18 protein-coding genes and 1 tRNA gene are annotated in these 16,953 nt (G+C 71.2%); 10 read left to right on the top strand and 9 right to left on the bottom strand.

Features of this window, described 5'->3' with window-relative positions; translation table 11 throughout:
- Position 1: 1 nt before the first annotated feature.
- Entirely contained in the window at positions 2-694 is a 693-nt protein-coding gene (locus ACOQFR_RS00985) for an RES family NAD+ phosphorylase (protein ID WP_421377672.1), read from the bottom strand.
- Positions 685-1,083: an MbcA/ParS/Xre antitoxin family protein gene (locus ACOQFR_RS00990; protein WP_421377674.1), complete on the bottom strand. Its 399-nt coding sequence runs from the start codon at positions 1,081-1,083 to the stop codon at positions 685-687. The genes ACOQFR_RS00985 and ACOQFR_RS00990 overlap by 10 nt, the downstream gene beginning before the upstream one ends.
- A gap of 312 nt (positions 1,084-1,395) precedes the next feature.
- Between ACOQFR_RS00990 and ACOQFR_RS00995 the strand changes: the two genes are divergently transcribed.
- The 4 genes from ACOQFR_RS00995 to ACOQFR_RS01010 all read left to right on the top strand — a co-directional run bounded on the left by ACOQFR_RS00995 (position 1,396) and on the right by ACOQFR_RS01010 (position 4,771).
- Positions 1,396-2,019, top strand: a complete 624-nt coding sequence (locus ACOQFR_RS00995) for a BON domain-containing protein (RefSeq protein WP_421377675.1) — start codon at positions 1,396-1,398, stop codon at positions 2,017-2,019.
- A gap of 131 nt (positions 2,020-2,150) precedes the next feature.
- A complete protein-coding gene (locus ACOQFR_RS01000; protein ID WP_421377676.1) occupies positions 2,151-3,581 on the top strand; it encodes a M64 family metallopeptidase in 1,431 nt (476 codons plus the stop codon).
- Complete coding sequence (locus ACOQFR_RS01005; RefSeq protein ID WP_421377677.1) at positions 3,578-4,027, top strand: hypothetical protein; 450 nt, start codon at positions 3,578-3,580, stop codon at positions 4,025-4,027. The genes ACOQFR_RS01000 and ACOQFR_RS01005 overlap by 4 nt, the downstream gene beginning before the upstream one ends.
- A gap of 159 nt (positions 4,028-4,186) precedes the next feature.
- The gene (locus ACOQFR_RS01010; RefSeq protein ID WP_421377678.1) at positions 4,187-4,771 is read left to right on the top strand and encodes an HD domain-containing protein; all 585 of its coding nucleotides are present in this window, start codon (positions 4,187-4,189) and stop codon (positions 4,769-4,771) included.
- Between the two features lie 39 nt (positions 4,772-4,810).
- On the opposite strand, the gene ACOQFR_RS01015 is transcribed toward ACOQFR_RS01010, so the two are convergent.
- Together ACOQFR_RS01015 and ACOQFR_RS01020 are read right to left on the bottom strand one after the other, a co-directional pair.
- On the bottom strand, positions 4,811-5,293 hold the full coding sequence (locus ACOQFR_RS01015; RefSeq protein WP_421377679.1) for a TspO/MBR family protein: 483 nt from the start codon (positions 5,291-5,293) through the stop codon (positions 4,811-4,813).
- A gap of 61 nt (positions 5,294-5,354) precedes the next feature.
- Complete coding sequence (locus ACOQFR_RS01020) at positions 5,355-5,906, bottom strand: phosphoribosyltransferase family protein (protein ID WP_421377681.1); 552 nt, start codon at positions 5,904-5,906, stop codon at positions 5,355-5,357.
- Positions 5,907-6,015: 109 nt separating this feature from the next.
- Here ACOQFR_RS01020 and ACOQFR_RS01025 point away from each other — a divergent pair, with 109 nt between their 5' ends.
- Positions 6,016-6,522, top strand: coding sequence for a hypothetical protein (locus ACOQFR_RS01025; protein ID WP_421377682.1), 507 nt, complete (start codon positions 6,016-6,018; stop codon positions 6,520-6,522).
- Between the two features lie 30 nt (positions 6,523-6,552).
- On the opposite strand, the gene ACOQFR_RS01030 is transcribed toward ACOQFR_RS01025, so the two are convergent.
- Both ACOQFR_RS01030 and ACOQFR_RS01035 read right to left on the bottom strand, forming a co-directional pair.
- Positions 6,553-7,452, bottom strand: a complete 900-nt coding sequence (locus tag ACOQFR_RS01030; RefSeq protein WP_421377684.1) for an oxygenase MpaB family protein — start codon at positions 7,450-7,452, stop codon at positions 6,553-6,555.
- Between the two features lie 44 nt (positions 7,453-7,496).
- Entirely contained in the window at positions 7,497-8,624 is a 1,128-nt protein-coding gene (locus ACOQFR_RS01035) for a DNA alkylation repair protein (RefSeq protein ID WP_421377685.1), read from the bottom strand.
- A gap of 84 nt (positions 8,625-8,708) precedes the next feature.
- Here ACOQFR_RS01035 and ACOQFR_RS01040 point away from each other — a divergent pair, with 84 nt between their 5' ends.
- Positions 8,709-9,233 carry an ECF-type sigma factor gene (locus ACOQFR_RS01040; RefSeq protein ID WP_421377687.1) on the top strand — a complete coding sequence of 175 codons (525 nt, stop codon included), beginning with the start codon at positions 8,709-8,711 and terminating at the stop codon, positions 9,231-9,233.
- A 3-nt stretch (positions 9,234-9,236) separates the two neighbouring features.
- Here ACOQFR_RS01040 and ACOQFR_RS01045 read toward each other — a convergent pair whose 3' ends face one another.
- A complete protein-coding gene (locus tag ACOQFR_RS01045; RefSeq protein ID WP_421377689.1) occupies positions 9,237-11,681 on the bottom strand; it encodes a protein kinase domain-containing protein in 2,445 nt (814 codons plus the stop codon).
- Positions 11,682-11,693: 12 nt separating this feature from the next.
- A complete protein-coding gene (locus ACOQFR_RS01050; protein ID WP_421377691.1) occupies positions 11,694-12,071 on the bottom strand; it encodes an I78 family peptidase inhibitor in 378 nt (125 codons plus the stop codon).
- Between the two features lie 198 nt (positions 12,072-12,269).
- Between ACOQFR_RS01050 and ACOQFR_RS01055 the strand changes: the two genes are divergently transcribed.
- The 4 genes from ACOQFR_RS01055 (at position 12,270) to ACOQFR_RS01070 (ending at position 16,795) form a co-directional block, all read left to right on the top strand.
- A complete protein-coding gene (locus ACOQFR_RS01055; protein ID WP_421377692.1) occupies positions 12,270-13,349 on the top strand; it encodes an alkene reductase in 1,080 nt (359 codons plus the stop codon).
- Positions 13,350-13,430: 81 nt separating this feature from the next.
- Complete coding sequence (locus ACOQFR_RS01060) at positions 13,431-14,792, top strand: lipase/acyltransferase domain-containing protein (protein ID WP_421377693.1); 1,362 nt, start codon at positions 13,431-13,433, stop codon at positions 14,790-14,792.
- A 34-nt stretch (positions 14,793-14,826) separates the two neighbouring features.
- Entirely contained in the window at positions 14,827-15,609 is a 783-nt protein-coding gene (locus ACOQFR_RS01065; protein ID WP_421377694.1) for a hypothetical protein, read from the top strand.
- Between the two features lie 112 nt (positions 15,610-15,721).
- Positions 15,722-16,795 carry a TraB/GumN family protein gene (locus ACOQFR_RS01070; RefSeq protein WP_421377695.1) on the top strand — a complete coding sequence of 358 codons (1,074 nt, stop codon included), beginning with the start codon at positions 15,722-15,724 and terminating at the stop codon, positions 16,793-16,795.
- Between the two features lie 38 nt (positions 16,796-16,833).
- Here ACOQFR_RS01070 and ACOQFR_RS01075 read toward each other — a convergent pair.
- Positions 16,834-16,910 (bottom strand) — tRNA-Arg (locus ACOQFR_RS01075).
- Positions 16,911-16,953: the final 43 nt, after the last annotated feature.

Below are 16,953 nucleotides of genomic sequence, written 5' to 3' on the forward strand. Positions count from 1 at the left end.
CTCAGGGCGCCTTGTGCAGCGTGGCCACGGCGTACTCGGCCTGCATGCGCTCGCCGTCCCAGCTGTAGATCAGGTGCTGGGCCTGCACGCAGGGCTTGACCAGGTCGGGAAAGAACACGCCCACGCACTCGCCGCCCGCATGTCGGACGCTGGGGTAGACCACGCCGTCCGAGCCCGCTGCCCGCAGCTCGCGCGCCAGCGCCTGGGGCGCGCGGTAGTCATCCGGGCGCAGCATGGCGGCCCAGCCCTTGCGCAGGTCGTGCAGGCGGCCTTCGATGGACGTGCGGTAGCAGCGCATGTCCAGCTTCATGGCCGGTTCGCGCGTGGCCGCCATGAACCGGCCGCGGTGGTACATGGTTTCCGCGATGGCGGTGTCCAGCGTGCGCGCGGCGTAGAAAACGCCGTAGCTGCCGTCGCTGAAGCGGCTGCCGTCGGGATTGAGGTGGGTGAAGGCCGCCATTACCGGCTGCGTGCCGGGGCCGCTGATGCGACGTTCGCGGGGCACCAGGTCGAGCTGCCCCAGTTCCTGGCGCAGGCGTGCATTGGTCATGGCCTCGATCGCGTACAGCGCCTCGAGGTCGTCGGGCGAGGCGATGCGGTCGAACACGCCGCGCGGCGGGAAGCGGCTGGGCACGATGCGCCAGGCCTCCGGCCAGCGCACCAGCGTGCGCCGCGGCGGTTTGTTCACTGCCATCCGCGCTGCGCGTCCAGGTAGCTGCGCACCACGTAGAGGTCGGCCACGTTGCCCGACAGCATGCGATCCAGCGCGGAGCCACCGCCGAAGGGCGCGGCAGCATTCGGCCGGCGGATCCAGGCGTCGGCCCGGGCCGGGTCGGGGAACAGCAGCTCCAGCGCCTTGAAGATGCCCAGCAGGTAGCTGATGCGCTCGATCACGTCGCGGCCCGGCGCGCCGTCCTGCTGTTTCTTCCACTTGTAGAACGTGGATTCGGGCGGGTCGCCCAGCAGGCGTCGTGCCTCGGCACTCTTGAGGCCCCAGGCGGCGGCGATGCGGAAGAAGGCCCGCAGCGCCGGGCCAGCCAGGTCGTCCAGCGGGGGCGGGGCGGGGGCGGTCTTGACGGACATGCGGTGTCTCCCGAGGTGGAGTTCAATGCCATCGTACTACATATGTGGAGCCTGTGAGTGCGCGACCAAGCCCCGGAAAGCGGTCGATCCGCTTCCGTTCAGCTTCGTAAAGCATTTGATTCTGCTAAGGAAAAACCGATAACGCCGGGTCCTGCTCACGCCAGCCAAACATTCGCTTCAGTTTTCGTTGTGAAGGCCGCCCGCAACCTGCCGCCACGCTCAAGGGGACGTGCTGATGACCCCGGGCGCCGGTCCCCAGGACCGCAGGCCGCCCCCGCGGCCTCCCCCCAAAACAAGACCTAGGAGCAACCCATGAACAAGTTCAAGGCTTCCCTGCTTGCCACCGCCGTCGCCCTCACCCTCGGCGTCAGCGCCGTGCACGCCCAGGACACCACGGCCCCGGCCGAGCGCACCGCCGGCCAGGTGGTCGACGATGCCTCCATCACCGCTTCGGTGAAGTCCAAGCTGCTCGCCGACGAGCGCACCAAGGGCTTCGACGTGAACGTGGACACCGTCAAGGGCGTGGTCACCATGACCGGCGGCGCCGACACCCAGGCCGCCAAGATGGCCGCCCAGGAACTGGCCGGTGAAGTGGACGGCGTGGTGCTGATCAAGAACGAGCTGATCGTGGCCGAGGCCGGCAGCGAAGCCCGCCAGGACGCCAACACCGCCACCGCCTCGGGCGAAGTGCGCGAAGCGATGGATGAATCCGGCGACGGCATCGACGACGCCTGGATCACCAGCAAGGTGAAGGCGCAGCTGCTGGCCGACACCGCGGTCAAGGGCACCCAGATCAATGTCGATACCCAGGGCAACGTGGTCACGCTGACGGGCACCGCCCAGTCGGCCGCCGCACGCGAGGCGGCGATCAAGATCGCCACGGCGACCAAGGGCGTGAAGTCCGTGGTGGCCGACCAGCTGGTCGTGCAGCAGTAACCGCAAGTCCAATAGCGTCATCCACGTCAGAGTGGGCGCCGGCGGTCGGATCTTCGGATCCGGCCGCCGTTGTTTTTGAGGGCGTGAGCGGGCATGCGAGACTGCCGGCCGGACTCATCGGAGAGCGGGCGATGCACATCGGCATTAGGTTCAGCGCCGTCCTGGCGATGGCCTTGGCAAGCGCCGGCGCAGGGGCGGCCACGGCACCGGCCACCCTGCGCGTGGACATCCAGCATTCCGGCGACGCCCGCACGGAACACTTCGCGCTGGAGCGGGTGGTGGTGGAGCCGTTGCCCTGGCCGGGCAATCCGGCGCGGCCCATCGACGACAGCAACCGTGGCGTCAACCGCTTCGACGTGGTGGATGCCGCCACCGGCAAGGTGCTGTACTCGCGCGGCTACAGCACGGTGTTCGGCGAGTGGCAGACCACGCAGCAGGCGCACACGCAGCAGCGCAGCTTCCAGGAATCGCTGCGCTTCCCGATGCCCGATGCGCCGGTGCAGCTGCGCATCCACGCGCGCCGGCCCGACCAGGGCTTCGCCCCCGTGTGGTCGGTGGACGTGGATCCGGCGGCGCTGGACGTCGAGCGCGTCGTGCCCGCCGCGCCGGCCCGGCCACTGGCGATCCATCGCCGCGGCGAGCCGGCCGACAAGGTGGACCTGCTGATCCTGGGCGATGGCTATGCCGCCGATGAGCTGGACAAGTTCGAAGCCGACGCGCGCCGGCTCACGGCCCACCTGTTCACCGTGTCGCCGTTCAAGGAGCGCGCCGACGACTTCAACGTCTGGGCGCTCACCGTGCCCGTGCCGGTGTCCGGCGTCAGCCGGCCGTCCACCGGCACCCATCGCGCCAGCGCGCTGGGCCTGCGCTACGACATCTTCGGAAGCGAGCGCTATGCGCTGACGCTGGACAACCGCGCCTGGCGCGAACTGGCCCAGCACGCGCCCTACGACGTAGTGCAGATCCTGTTCAACAGCCCGACCTATGGTGGTGGCGGCATCTTCGGCCAGTACAGCACCGCGGCGGCGTCCAGCGACTGGGCCGACTACCTGTTCGTGCACGAATTCGGCCACCACTTCGCGGGCCTGGCCGACGAGTACTACACCTCGCCCGTGGCCTACGCCGCCGGCGCCACGCGGCCCGAACCCTGGGAGCCGAACGTCACCGCGCTGGCCGATCCCGCGCAGCTGAAGTGGCGGCACCTGGCCAGCCCGGTGACACCGCTGCCCACGCCCTGGCCCAAGGCCGACTTCGAAAGCTTCCAGCGCGACAACCAGGCCCGCCGCGCCCGGCTGCGGGCCGAAGGCCGCCCCGAAGCCGAGATGAGCGCGCTGTTCGCCGCCGAGCAGGCACACGTGGAGCAGCTGTTCGCCGGGCAGCCGCACCGGCACGCCATCGGCGCGTTCGAAGGCGCCAACTACCAGGCCACCGGCTATTACCGTCCGCAGATGCAGTGCCTGATGTTCAGCCGCAGCGAGGCATTCTGTCGCGTCTGCCACGACGCGGTGGAGGCGATCATCGACCTCTACTCGCGCCCTGCCCCCGGAGCCCCCGCGCCATGAAAAGCCGCCGAGTGTATGCCCTCACCGACCTGCCCCGACTGACCAATGCGATGGAGGCCGCGCGCGCCTGCGGCGTGGCCGACGCCGACCTGGCCGTGGTGGCCCGCCACGACATCGAGCTGCGCATCGACCCCGATGCGCCCGAGCCCGAGCCGCACGGCCAGCTCACCGGCCTGATCGCGGGCCTCAGCGCCGTCACCGTGCCCACGCTGGGCGTCAGCATCGCCGGCGCCAGCCTGCTGACCATGATCGGCAACACCTTCGGCAGCTGGATCCCGGCGCTCGCGGGCGACACCGCCAGCGATGAGGTGCGCCGCCAGTTCCATGACGAAGTCGAGGCCGGCCGCATCTTGCTGGTGGTGGACGCCCTGCCCGAAATGCATGCGGCCGTGCACGCACAGATGGAAACGCACGGCGCGACGCTGCTGCGCGCCGACGACGCCTGATCCGGTCGGCCGCCGTCGCGCGGCGCCGGAACTTCGGTGCCGGCGGCCGGGAGGCACCCCGAGGCCGGTCTTCACGCCGATGTCAGGACTGCGGGCGGAGTCTCAATGTCCGAGACCCGCCCCTGCCATCGTTTGTACCTTGAGACACAGGAGCCACGGATGACGCCCAGCCCGCACGCCCGCCTCGCCCGCGCCCTGCACTACGCCGCCGGCCAGCACAGCCGCCAGCGGCGCAAGGATGCCGACGCCAGCCCCTACATCAACCATCCGATTGCGCTGCTGCACATCCTCACCGTCGAAGCCGGCATCACCGACGAGGACGTGCTGGTCGCGGCCGTGCTGCACGACGTGATGGAAGACTGCAGCGGTCCGGGCCAGATGCACCTGGCGCTGCGCCGCGCCGAGATCCGCGACCAGTTCGGCCCCGCGGTGCTGGCCCTGGTGGAAGCGGTGACCGACGACAAGACCCTGCCCAAGGCCGACCGCAAGAAGGCCCAGGTCGAACACGCGGCGCGGCTGCCCTACGGTGCGCGCCTGATCAAGCTGGCCGACAAGACCGCCAACCTGCGCGACCTGGCCAGCGCCCCGCCGGCCAACTGGTCGGTGGAGCGCCTCGACCAGTACTACCTGTGGGCCGCCGAGGTGGTGGCCGCGCTGCGCGGCACGCATGCGCTGCTGGAAATGGCCTTCGACCGCGAGTTCGCGCGGCAGGTGGATGCCACCGCGGGTGCGCGCGTGGCGTGACGCGGCGCGGGTCTCAGGCCCGTATCGCGGCGCCGGCCCTCAGTTGAGCCACCAGATGCTGCCGTTTAGCACCGAGGCAAAGCCCACCCACGCCAGGTAGGGCAGCAACAGCAGCGCCGCGGCGCGGCGCACGGGCCAGGCGGCCCAGATCGTCGCGGCGATCAGCAGCCACAGCACCACGATGATCGCGAAGGCCAGGCCCAGCTGCTGCAGGCCGAAGAACACCGGCGTCCAGGCCGCGTTGAGCACCAGCTGCGCCGCGTTGAGCCGCAGCGCGCGCGTACGCGCCGGACCGGCGGGCGCCCGCCAGAGCAGCCAGGTGGCCAGCGCGATCATCAGGTAAAGCACGGTCCACGCGGGGCCGAACACCCAGTTGGGCGGATTGAACGAGGGCTTCTCGAGCCCCGCATACCACTCGCCCGGGGGCGCGATCGCGCCCAGGCTGGCGATGGCGGCCACCATCAGCACGCACAGCAGCAGTGCGGTCACGGGATGGCGTCGGGCAAAGGATTCAGTGCTCATGGCGGGTCTCCGGAACCAGCCCCGATGCTAGGCGAGGCCCCGGGCTGCGCCGTGTGAACGCCTAGGCCGGCGTGCTGTCAGCCGGCCGCCACAGGTCCACGGCAAACCCGGCTTCGTACGGCGGCACGTTGCACTCGATCACGTCGTCGGGCGCGATCTTCAGCGTCAGTCCCACGATGTCGGCGCGCACCGGCATGCGGTGCCGCTGCCGGTCCACCAGCACCGCGGCATGCACGGCAGCCGGCCTCTGCGTGGCCAGCCATTCGAACACGCGCATCAGGGAATAACCCTGGTACAGCACGTCGTCCACCACGATCACGCGGCGGTTGAGCAGGTTGGCCCCCGTCGGCGCTTCCAGGTGCGTGCTGGGGTGCAGCAGCTCCAGGTTGTCGGCGTAACGCTTGACCTTCAGGTCCAGCCGCTCGATGTCGGCCCAGGGCGCGTGCACGCGCAGGCGTGCATGCAGCCGGTCGGCCAAGGGCGCGCCGCGGCGCAGCATGCCCAGCAGCACGGTGGGCGTGGCGTCCAGCAGCAGCGCGGCCTGGCGCGCCATGTCGTCCACCACCTGTTCCAGATCCACGTCTGAATAGAGGCGATAGCGGTCGGCGGGCATGGCGGTCTCCGGCGGCGGGGGCCGGCCCAGCCTAGCCGGTTCGCGTGCATTGTTCATGACCGGGGGGCGGGGCATGCTGTGGCGGTCCCGTCCGCCCGCGAGGCCGTCCATGAAGCGCGTGATGCTGTGGTTCCTGCTGCTGTGCCTGCCAATGACGCTGTCGGCGGCGATCAACCCCGACCATTTCGTCAACGTCGCCTCCGACCACCTGGTGCTGCGCGAAACCGGCCGTGTGGTGCACGAATGGAACCAGGGCGAGGCCCGCCTGCGGCGCGTCACCCTGGTGGCCGTGGTGGTGGATGACCGCAGCGCGGGCCGCCAGAAGGTGGGCAGCACGATCGTCATCGACTACACGGTGGACCTGACCGAGCGCGCGCGCGCCGCCAAGGCGCATGCCGACCGCATGGGCACCATGCCGGGCCCGCAGTTCCTGGGCGAACCCGATCCGCCGGTGCTGGGTGAATCACGCACCTACCTGGCGCACCTGGCCCCCTCCGGTCAGCGCCTGGGCAACGTCAACCGCCACGCCGGCGCGGTGCAGCTGACGGAAGGCTATGCCGCCACGGGCGAGGTCTACGTTCCGGTGGCCGGCCCGTATTCGTTCGAAACCGACTAGGAACCCGACGTCATGACGGCTCGCGCCTGATCAGCGCGGGAAGCCACGCCGGATCCAGTCCGGCGCGTGGCCGGTGCGCAGGCAGGCGCGCTGTGCCGGTCCGTCGCGCAAGGCGGCGCGGAACACCGGGGCCAGCGCGCGAAGGGTTGCGGCCGCCACCTGCGCCTGGCGCTTCTGCGCCGGCGTGCGCTGCAGCAGCGTGCTCGCCCACTCCGGCAGCAGCGCCGCACCGGCGCCCAGGAAGACATCGCGAGACAGACCGGGCAGCGGCACCGGCAGCCGCAGCTGGGCCAGGATGCCCAGCACGGTGCGCGAGCGTTCGGTAAACGCCAGCTGCGGCTGCACCTGGCGCAGGTAGCCGGCCACCGCAGCCTCGCTGCGCGGCACCTCACGCGCGCCGAGCAGTTCCGCCACCACCCGTGTTTCGTCGTAGAAGGCGTCCGCGTCCGCCGCCGGCACCGGGCCACAGTAGCGGCGGTAGCCCTGCAGGAAGCCGTAGGCCTCGGTGACGTGCACCCAGGTCAGCAGCGCCGGATCGTCGGCACGATAGGGCTGGCCGGCTTCGGTCACGCCCTGCACGCGCGCATGGATGCGGCGCACGCGTTCGACCAGCCGCATGGCCTCCGCATGCGAGGCATAGCTGGTGCCGGCGACGAAGTTGGTGGTGCGGCGCAGCCGGCCCACCAGGTCCTCGCGGAAGTTGGAGTGGTCCCATACCCCGGCCAGCGCCGCGGGTTGCAGGGTCTGCAGCATCAGCGCGCACAGGCCGCCGCTGAGCATGCCGGGGAAATCCGCATGCACGATCCAGGTGGCGCTGTCGGGGCCGAACAGGCCGGGGTCGCCGGCGGGCTGGTCGTAGTCAATGCCGCTCTCGCCGCGCGGGAAGGCGCGCAGCACCCAGGCGCGCAGTGCGGCATTGAGCGGAGACATGCGCGCAGTCTAGCCAGCGCCGGTGAATTCCGGGCGAGGGCGGCTCAGGTGCGCAGCGTGAAGCTGGCCGAGGCCAGGCACTGGCCGTTCACCTGCACGTCCACCCGGTGCAGGCCGGCGTGGTAGACGCGGGTGGTGATCGGGCGCAGCGAATGGGTCTTGCGCAGCTGCACGGTTTCGCCCGGGGCCAGCGTGCGCTGCCAGCCCTTGAACACCTTGGGCGACGTGCTTCCGTTGGCCTTGACGTGGTGCACGATGTAGTCGATCGCCAGCGCCTGCGAGGCGCGTGCGCTGGATGTCAGGCTCAGCTCGAGCACCAGGCTGCCGCCGACCGCGACGCGGCGCGGCGACAGCGTGAACGCCACCTTGCCCTTGAACGCCTTGCCCAATCCCCAGGCCTTCAGCACGCGCGCATCGCCCTGCTTCACCAGGGTGCGGCTGGCATGGCGCAGCAGCGCGCGCCGCTCCGTGCCGGCGTCGGGCAAGTGTTCGGCGAGCCAGTCGGCGATCACCCCGGGATGGTCCTTGGCGATGTCGTTGAGGTGGTTGGCGACGCTGCGCCGCACGTAGGCGCTGGGATCGTCCTGCAGCGCGCGCAGCAGCGGCAGCGTGGGCGAGGGATCGGCCACCAGCGACTGGATGCGCAGGCCCCACGGCAGCCGCGGCCGGCTGCCTTCGCTGACCAGCCGGCGCACGTGCGGGCTGGGATCGTCTTGCCAGCGCCTCAGCGTGGCCAGGCTCAGCGCGAAGTGCTGCACCAGATAGGGCCGGATTGCGAATTCCGCGGTGAAGCGCTGCGTGAGCGCATGCAGCGCCTGCAGTCCGCGCTCGGGCCTGGCCAGGCCGCGCCGGGCGATGTATTCGCCCAGCGGCCAGCCGATCCATCCCGCGAGTCCGGCGTCGCTGGTGCGCAGGCCGAGCGAGTCGTCCACGGCGGGCGGCGCCAGCGCGGCTTCGATCACCGACGCGGCGCGGTCGAAGTCCTCCGGCAGCGTGACCTCCAGCGCATCGGCGATATGCATCGCGCGCGCCTTCATCTCCAGCCCGTCCAGTCCGGCCAGGGCCCGGCGCTCGAAGGTGGCGCGGTCGAAACCGGGCCAGGCCCGGCGCAGGTGCGCGCCGCACTCGCGCACCAGCGCGGGATTGATCAGGTTCTTGAAGGGCTCGGTCATGGCCCGATTGTGGCGCGGGCAGCGGCCCGGCAGCCAGCGGCCCCGCGTTCGCCGGCCGGCCCGACTTGGGCCACAATGCGCCGCATGAGCGCCCCCGAGCCCCGACGCGAAACCTCCAGCGAGCTGGTGCAGGCGCTGTATTCCGAACTCAAGCAGGTGGCCAGCCGCGAGCGCTGGCGCCTGGGCAATGCGCCGACCCTGCAGACCACCGCGCTGATCAGCGAAACCTTCCTCAAGCTGCACAAGGTGGAAGGCTGGAACGACCGCGAACATTTCCTGCGCGCGGCCGCGGTGGCGATGCGCCAGGTGCTGGTGGACGCGGCCCGCGAACGCTTCGCGCTCAAGCGCGGCGGCGGCATGGTGCCCGACACGATGTCGGCGGCCGAGCGCGTGGCGGCCGAATCCGACGACCAGATCCTGCACGTGGACGAAGCGCTGGCGCGACTGGCGGAAATGGACGGTCGGCTGGCGGAAGTGGTGGAGTGCCGCTTCTTCGCCGGCTACAGCGAGGCCGAGACCGCGCAGGCGCTGCAGGTGAGCGAGCGCACGGTGCGCCGCGACTGGATCAAGGCCAAGGCCTGGCTGGCCGTCGAGCTCGACCCGGGCTGAGGCTCAGCGCGCGGCGGCGGCCAGTTCGCCGCGAAGGCGTTCGACTTCGGCGGCATAGGGTTTGGCGGCGTCGCCCAGCGCGGCGATCTTGGCGGCCATGACATCGGCCATCGCACGGGCGTGGGCGAGGTCGCCGGTGGCGATGCCCAGCCGCGCCTCCAGGCCGTCGCACAGGGCGTACATCACCTGGTCTTCGCCCGAATGCGCGCGGGCGCTGGCGCGTGCCTCCGCCAGCCGGCCCTGCGCCAGGTCGAGTTCACCGCGCTGGAGGTGGCCTTCGGTGAGGCTCTGCAGGATGGCCGCGGTGAGCGGGCTCTGGTCGCCGGTGTACTGGCGCGACATCGCCAGCGAATCCACCAGCAGGGGCATGGCCTCGCCGGCGCGCTTGTCGCGCAGCATCACCTTGGCCAGGTTGGCCTGCATGGCCGCCAGCGCCGCCGAGGGACCGTAGAGCTCGCGCCGCAGCGTGCTGGCGCGGCGCAGGCGGTCCTCGGCGCTGGCCAGATCGTTCTTGCGGAAGGCCACCGTGGCCCAGTTGCCCAGCGTCAGCAGGGCTCCGGCGCTGTTTTCCTGGTGCAGGGCCACGTGCACGGCCCAGGCGTCGCGAAAGGCGGCGTCCGCCTTCTCGGTGTCGTTGTTGTGCTGGTGGGCGATGCCCAGGCTGTTGAGCAGGTTGGCGGTGCTGGTGTGCTGGCGCCCGAAGTAGGCGTCGTGCTCGGCCAGCGATTGCTGCAGGGTGCGCAGCGACACCTCCATGCCCGATTCCTCGCGCTCGATCTGCGCCTGCAGCTGGCGGCTGGTGAGCAGGGCCACGCGATGGCGGCCCGGGTCCTGGTTCCAGTAGGCCTGGGCCTGGTCCAGCAGCCGGCGCGCTTCGGCGGTGTTGCCGCGGCGCAGCTCCATTTCCGACAGCTGCCCCAGGATCTCGGCCCACTGCGGCGACTGGGCGATGCCGGGGGTGGCCAGGTATTCGCGCAGCAGCGGGGCGGCGCCTTCGTAGTCGTTCATGAAGCCGTACAGCGCGCCCACGGTCTCGAGCAGGTCGGCGCGGGTCTCGGGATCGTCGCGGTACTGGTCAGCCAGGCGGCGTGCGCTCTGGTCCAGCACCTGCTTGGCCGTGAGCGATTCGCTGCCGGCGTTTTCGCCGGCGGTGCGGAACATCAGCAGCAGGTAGTTCTTCACCGCCTCCGCGCGCCGCGCCTCCAGCATCGCCTGGTCGCGTTCGCGCGCGGCCTCGCGCGCCTGCCAGGCCACGCCCACCAGGCCAAACACCAGCGGCAGGATCACCGCCGCGGCCACCGCCACCGCCACGCGATGGCGGCTGACGAAGCGGCGCACGCGGTAGCCGCGCGCATCGCCGCGCGCCTGCACCGGCTCGCGCGCCAGGTGCCGCGCGATGTCGGCCCACAGCTGCGAGGCGCTCTGGTAGCGCGCGCCGGGCTCGCGCCGCACCGCCTTGAGCACGATCGCGTCGAGGTCGCCGTGCAGCCGGCGTGCGGCCACCGGGCTGTCGGGCTGCACGGCTTCGCTCGGCGGCAGCGGTTCGGCCTCGAGGCGTCGCGTCAGCGTGGCCGGCAGCGGCAGGCCCTGCAGCCGCCACGGCGAGGCGCCCACCATCAGTTCGTACAGCAGCAGGCCCAGCGCATAAACATCGGTGGCCATGGTGATCGGGCCGCCCTCGATCTGCTCGGGCGCCGCGTAGTCGGGCGTCAGCAGCACCTGGGTCTGCGCCGGCGTGCCGCTTTCGGCCACCAGGCGCGCGATGCCGAAGTCGAGCAGCTTGGCGTGGCCGTCATCGGTGATCAGGATGTTGGCGGGCTTGAGGTCGCGGTGCACCACCAGGTTGCGATGGGCGAAGTCCACGGCGCTGCAGACCTGGCGGAACAGCTGCAGGCGCGCGTCCAGGTCGAGCTTGCGCTCGCGCGCCCAGGCCATGATGTCGCGGCCGTCCACGTACTCCATGGCCATGAAGGGCCGGCCATCGGGCGCCAGGCCACCGTCCACCAGGCGGGCGATGCCGGGGTGTTCCAGCGCGGCCAGGATGCGGCGCTCGTTGCCGAAGTGCGACAGCTGGCCGACGGCTTCGGGCCGGATCAGCTTGAGTGCGACGTGCTGCTCGAAATCGGCGTCGGCGCGATGGGCCAGGTAGACCTCGCCCATGCCGCCGCGGCCGATCAGTCGTTCGATGCGGAAATCGCCCACCCGTTCGCCCGGTGATAGCGAGCAGTAGCCGCCGGGCGCTTCGGGTGCAACCGAGACGGCCGCCGGTTGTTCCAGGAAGTCAGGCTGCGATTCCAGCGCGGACAGCATCTGCCGCACCTGGTCGCGCACGGCGGCATCCTCGCGCGAAGCGGCGAGGGCGGCTTCGCGCTCCGGCGGCGGCAGCTCGTGCACGCGGTCGAACAGCGCGGCCACCGCCTGCCACTGCCCGGACGCGTCCCTGGCCATCGCGCGCGCGGATCAGCCGCAGCGGACGGCGGTGACGCGGTTGTCGGCGTCCACGTCCAGGTTCAGGCGGTCTTCGCGGTAGTCCATGGTGACGGCCATGCCCGGCTGGATAACGCGCACGCGGTCCGAGCCGGTATCGGCCTTCACCTTGGCCACCAGCGCCTCGTCGGCGACATTGCCCTTGGCCCACTGGCCTTTTTCGGCGACGCAGGTCATGGCGGGCTCCTCGGCGGTGGGGGCGGGTTCGGTAGCGGGCGCGCTGGCGACGGGGGCGGCGGGGGCCGGGGTCGATGCGGCGGAGGCGTCGGTGTCGGCGGGCGTGGCGCAGGCGGCCAGGCCGGCGGCCAGGCCCAGGGCCAGGATCAGGGAAAGCGGTCGCGGTGCGGTCATGGGGGGCAACTCCGGGCAGGGCGAGGAGCCGAGACTAGCGCAGCCGCGCACGCGCGTCTTGCCGGGTCGGGGCGGCCGCGGGAACCCGGGCGGCGGCCGGCCATTGCCATCATTCCGGAAACGATACGTCGCATGTCAGGCCCTTTGTTTCAGAGATGGGCAGGGCCATGGTGTGTCCACCACCTCCGGAGACTTCCGATGACCTCGCTGCTCACCACCCCGTTCAAGACAGACACCCTGACCCTGGCCAACCGCGTGGTGATGGCCCCGATGACGCGCTCGCGCGCCGAGGGCAACCAGCCCAACGCCCTGATGCGCGAGTACTACGCCCAGCGCGCTGGCGCCGGACTCATCGTCAGCGAAGGCACCTCGCCCTCGCCCGATGGCCTGGGCTATGCCCGCATCCCCGGCCTTTACACCCCCGCGCAAGCCGAAGGCTGGGGTGACATCGCGCGTGCGGTCCAGGCCGGTGGCTCGCGCCTGTTCATCCAGCTGATGCACGCCGGCCGCATCGGCCACGGCGCCAACCTGCCCGAAGGCGCCACCCTGGTCGCCCCGTCGGCCATCGCCGCCAGCGGCCAGATGTGGACCGACAGTGCCGGCATGCAGCCGCACCCGGTGCCCAAGGCGATGGACGCCGACGACATCGCCCGCATCCGCGCCGACCACGTGCGCGCGGCGCGCCTGGCGGTCGAGCACGGCGTGGACGGCGTCGAACTGCATGGTGCCAACGGCTACCTGATCGGGCAGTTCCTCAACCCGCGCAGCAACCAGCGCACCGATGCCTATGGCGGCAGCGGCGAGAACCGTCGCCGCTTCCTGCTGGAGCTGGTGGACGCGGTCACGGCCGAGGTCGGCAAGGCACGGGTCGGCGTCAGGCTGTCGCCGTTCAATCCGTTCAACGACCTGGAGGCCAACTACGCCGGCGAGCGCGAGGACTTCCTGGCCACCGTGGCCGAACTGGCCAAGCGCGACATCGCCTATCTGCACCTGGCGGGCGGCACCGTCACCGGCGAGCTGCTGGCGCAGGTGCGGCGCGACTTCCCGGGCACCCTGATCCTCAACGGCGGCTACGACGGCGCGCGCGCCGAGGCCGACCTGGCCTCGGGCCTGGCCGACCTGGTCGCCTTTGGCCGTCCTTTCATCGCCAACCCCGACTATCCCGAACGCTTGCGTACGGGCGCACCGATCGCCGACCTTGATGCGAACACGTTGTACACGCCCGGCGCGGCCGGCTACACCGACTATCCGCGCCACGGCGCGCAGGCGGCTGCCTGACCCGCGAACCCGCGTGAATCCCGCCGCGTCCATGGCCTTTGGCCGTGGCCGGGCCGCGGCGGGACCAGGAGAATGCGCGGCATGACCCGATTCCTGCGCCTGCTGATGCTGTCGGCCAGCCTCTGCCTGGCCGCCTGCACCACCACGCCCGAGCGCCCGGACCTGGCGCGGCTGTACGAAGCCGACGTGCAGAACGATCGCCAGCCGCCGGTGATCCTGATCCATGGCCTGATGGGCTCGACCCTGGTCGAGCCCGAATCGGGCAAGGAATTCTGGCCCGGCTCGATCGGCACCCTGGCCTTCAGCGAATACCGCGAGCTGGCGCGCATGAAGGCGGCCGAGGCCGACGGCGGCGCGCTGGTGCCCGGCGACCTGTTTTACGGCGTGGGCCGTACCGACTACTACCAGGCGCTGATCGACACGCTCGAGGGCGTCGGCCGCTTCAAGCGCGGCACCCCGGGCACCCCGGTGCAGGCCGACGACCGCCGCCGCTACTACGTGCTGCTGTACGACTGGCGCAAGGAAAACCTCGAGGCCGTGCGCCAGCTGCACGCGCTGATCGACCAGATCCGCGTGGACTACCGCGACCCGGACTTGGCGGTGGACATCCTGGCGCACAGCAACGGCGGCCTGATCGCGAACTACTACCTGCGCTACGGCCCCAACGACGTGCTGACCTCGGACGAGTTCATCCCGTGGGAGCAGGGCGCGCACCGGATCCGCCGCATGGTGCTGCTGGGCACGCCCAGCCTGGGCGCCGTGACCAGCCTGGAGCGCCTGCAGCAGGGCTTCAAGATCGCCTGGCGCACGGTGCCGGTGGAAGTGCTGGTGACGTTCGCGACGCCGTTCGAGGCGCTGCCGCACCCGGATGCCCAGGTGGTGTATTCGCCCGAGGGCCAGCCGATCCCGTTCAACATCTACGATGCCGACGCCTGGCGGGTGCGGCGCTGGTCGGTGTTCTCGCCGGACGTGGAGGCGCGGGTGCTGGCGGCGGCGCCCGACCGCGCCACCGGCGAGCTCAACATGGCCCAGCTGCAGGCTTACTTCGTGCGGCACCTGGCGCGGGCGCGGCAGTTCCAGCGCGCACTCAGCGCACCGATGCCGGCCAATGGCGTCGAGGTGGCGGTGTTCGGCGGCGACTGCACGCTGACGCCGGCACGCGCGGTGCTCGACCGCGATGCCGGCGGCGAGCGGCTGGTGATCCGGCCCGACCAGGTCAAGGCGCGGGTGGAAGGCGTGGACTACGAGCGCCTGCTGCTGCAGCCGGGTGATGGCCTGGTGACGCGGGATGCCCAGCTCGGCCGCGGGCTGCCGCCGATCGGCGGGCGCGCCGGCAACACCCACCCGGTGAGCCAGAGCTTCTTCCTGTGCGAACGCCACGACCAGCTGTCGGTGAACCCCTACTTCCAGAACAACCTGCTGTACTTCCTGCTGGGCCGCTGAGCGCAGCCGGCGCGGCCGGGCATAGAATGGGGCCATGAAGGACCTCCGCGCCCTGCTGATCGACTGCCGCATCGAGTTGCGCAAGCTGGCGCGCGACTTCCAGAAATCCGAACTCTGCGAGCGGCTGGACCTGGCCATCCAGGCCCATGCGAACGCCCAGGCGCAGGCCGCGCAGACGGCCCAGGCCGGCGAAGGCGAGGGTGCGCCGAACGGCGCCGCGCAGGAAAAGACCCAGACCGTCAGCCAGGTGGCCCTGGCCTGGCAGACCGCCACCCGCGACCTCAAGTTCAGCGACCCGGCCATCTACGCCCGCCTGAGCGAGAAGGTCATCCGCCTGCTCGGCGCCAAGACCCTGGTCGACCCCGCCACGGAAATCATCCAACTCGAACAGCAGGCCGCCGAATTGCAGAAGACCGTGGCCGCGCAGGAAGCACAGCAGAAGGCCGCCGCCGCCGAGCGCGATGCGCTGCTTGGGGCGCTGGCGCACGCCGTGCCCAGTTTGAAGGACGGCGGCGACCGTCTGGCCGTGGCGCTGGCGCGCGTGGCCTACCTCAAGTCCGCAGCCGACAAGGCGGCCGAGGCCGCCGCCACGCCCGGCGGCGCCAAGCGCGCGCCCGAGCCGCAGGACACCGTGCCCAGCAACGATCTGCTGGCCGCCGTGGCCGCCGGGGCGGCAACGCTGGGCAAGGAACAGCGCGAGTGGTGCGTGGGCGAAGCGATGGTGCTCACCGGCTTCCAGTTCACGCCGGTCGAACTGATCGAGAAGGGCGATGCCCATATCGCCAGGCTGATCCAGCAGGCGCGCCTGGGCGGCTGAGCCGCGAAGGTGAACGGCACACCCGTGGCCGTGTCGATGGTCACATGACAGCGAAGGCCGGCTGCCTACAATCCGGGCACCCCTGCGCCGCAGGACCGCCCGGATGCCCCGCATGAGATGGACCGCCTGCCTGTTGCTGGCCCTGCTTGTACCGACGCTGCACGCTCGCGAGCGGCCGCCGGCCACGACCGCCGACGAGGAGCGCGATGCCGCGGCGCTCGCCGAACTCGCCGACGACGCCGGCCTGCAGCTGCTCGACACCGTGGTGGTCAGCGGCGTGCAGCCGGGCCCCGGCCTGTGGAAGGTTTCGCGCGACGGCCGCGTGCTATGGGTGCTGGGTACCGTGACGCCGCTGCCCAAGCGCATGGAATGGAATTCCGCCGACGTCGAGCGCCGCATTGCCGCCTCCGGCGTGGTGTTGCTGCCCCCGCGCGTGGACGTGCAGGCCAAGGGCGCGGCGCTGGGCGGCGTGTTCCTGATCCCGTCGCTGATGCGCGCGCGCAACAACCCGGGCAAGGAAAAACTGCAGGACGTGCTGCCCGCCGCCGACTACGCGCGCTGGCAGGCGCTCAAGGCCCGCTACCTGGGCCGCGATGCCGGCGTCGAGAAACGCCGCCCGATCCTGGCGGCAATGGAGCTGCGCGACGAGGCGCTGGACGATCATGACCTCTCCACCCGCGACATCGTGCGGCGCGCGGTGGACAAGGCGGCGCGTCAGGGCGACGTGCCGATCGAACGTCCGACCATCGTGCTGGTGGTCGAAGACGCGAAGGCCGCGCTGAAGGAATTCGCCGCCAGCCCGGTGGACGACCTGGCCTGCTTCCGCCGCACCCTGGACCAGGTCGAGAACGACTTGGACACCCTGGCCACGCGCGCCAACGCCTGGGCCATCGGCGAAGTGGCGATGCTGGCGGCGCTGCCCTACACCGACAACGCCCAGGCCTGCACCGATGCGCTGCTGCAGACCTGGCTGGCCCAGCGCAGCGGCTTCAGCGACCTGCCCGAGCGCGTCAAGGCCGCGTGGCTCGAGGCCGCGGAAAAGGCACTGGCAACGCATTCGGAGAGTTTCGCCGTGCTGCCGATGGTGCGCGTGGTGGGCGCCAGCGGCTGGCTGGACGTGCTGGCGCAGCGCGGCTACACGGTGGAGGCGCCGGCGGATTCCGCGGCGGCCGCGGCCTCGCCGTAAGCGGGGCCGTGCGCGGCCCGGCCGCGACGAAAAAGGATTGGCGCGCCTGGAGGGATTCGAACCCCCGACCAATGGCTTCGGAAGCCACTACTCTATCCGGCTGAGCTACAGGCGCGCGGCCGGGCATTATGCCACGAAGGCGCGTCCGGACTGAACGG

Origin of the sequence: Arenimonas sp. MALMAid1274, from assembly GCF_049195245.1 — a bacterium.
Taxonomy (GTDB): Bacteria; Pseudomonadota; Gammaproteobacteria; order Xanthomonadales; family Xanthomonadaceae; genus Arenimonas.

What these genes read in the sequence shown, in the direction of transcription:
- ACOQFR_RS01045 (WP_421377689.1), bottom strand. Translation starts at nt 11,681, where the DNA reads ATGGCCAGGGACGCGTCCGGGCAGTGGCAGGCGGTGGCCGCGCTGTTC.
- ACOQFR_RS01035 (WP_421377685.1), bottom strand. Translation starts at nt 8,624, where the DNA reads ATGACCGAGCCCTTCAAGAACCTGATCAATCCCGCGCTGGTGCGCGAG.
- ACOQFR_RS01060 (WP_421377693.1), top strand. Translation starts at nt 13,431, where the DNA reads ATGACCCGATTCCTGCGCCTGCTGATGCTGTCGGCCAGCCTCTGCCTG.
- ACOQFR_RS01070 (WP_421377695.1), top strand. Translation starts at nt 15,722, where the DNA reads ATGAGATGGACCGCCTGCCTGTTGCTGGCCCTGCTTGTACCGACGCTG.
- ACOQFR_RS01040 (WP_421377687.1), top strand. Translation starts at nt 8,709, where the DNA reads ATGAGCGCCCCCGAGCCCCGACGCGAAACCTCCAGCGAGCTGGTGCAG.
- ACOQFR_RS01055 (WP_421377692.1), top strand. Translation starts at nt 12,270, where the DNA reads ATGACCTCGCTGCTCACCACCCCGTTCAAGACAGACACCCTGACCCTG.
- ACOQFR_RS01005 (WP_421377677.1), top strand. Translation starts at nt 3,578, where the DNA reads ATGAAAAGCCGCCGAGTGTATGCCCTCACCGACCTGCCCCGACTGACC.
- ACOQFR_RS01015 (WP_421377679.1), bottom strand. Translation starts at nt 5,293, where the DNA reads ATGAGCACTGAATCCTTTGCCCGACGCCATCCCGTGACCGCACTGCTG.
- ACOQFR_RS01030 (WP_421377684.1), bottom strand. Translation starts at nt 7,452, where the DNA reads ATGTCTCCGCTCAATGCCGCACTGCGCGCCTGGGTGCTGCGCGCCTTC.
- ACOQFR_RS01065 (WP_421377694.1), top strand. Translation starts at nt 14,827, where the DNA reads ATGAAGGACCTCCGCGCCCTGCTGATCGACTGCCGCATCGAGTTGCGC.
- ACOQFR_RS01010 (WP_421377678.1), top strand. Translation starts at nt 4,187, where the DNA reads ATGACGCCCAGCCCGCACGCCCGCCTCGCCCGCGCCCTGCACTACGCC.
- ACOQFR_RS01050 (WP_421377691.1), bottom strand. Translation starts at nt 12,071, where the DNA reads ATGACCGCACCGCGACCGCTTTCCCTGATCCTGGCCCTGGGCCTGGCC.
- ACOQFR_RS01020 (WP_421377681.1), bottom strand. Translation starts at nt 5,906, where the DNA reads ATGCCCGCCGACCGCTATCGCCTCTATTCAGACGTGGATCTGGAACAG.
- ACOQFR_RS01000 (WP_421377676.1), top strand. Translation starts at nt 2,151, where the DNA reads ATGCACATCGGCATTAGGTTCAGCGCCGTCCTGGCGATGGCCTTGGCA.
- ACOQFR_RS01025 (WP_421377682.1), top strand. Translation starts at nt 6,016, where the DNA reads ATGAAGCGCGTGATGCTGTGGTTCCTGCTGCTGTGCCTGCCAATGACG.
- ACOQFR_RS00985 (WP_421377672.1), bottom strand. Translation starts at nt 694, where the DNA reads ATGGCAGTGAACAAACCGCCGCGGCGCACGCTGGTGCGCTGGCCGGAG.
- ACOQFR_RS00990 (WP_421377674.1), bottom strand. Translation starts at nt 1,083, where the DNA reads ATGTCCGTCAAGACCGCCCCCGCCCCGCCCCCGCTGGACGACCTGGCT.
- ACOQFR_RS00995 (WP_421377675.1), top strand. Translation starts at nt 1,396, where the DNA reads ATGAACAAGTTCAAGGCTTCCCTGCTTGCCACCGCCGTCGCCCTCACC.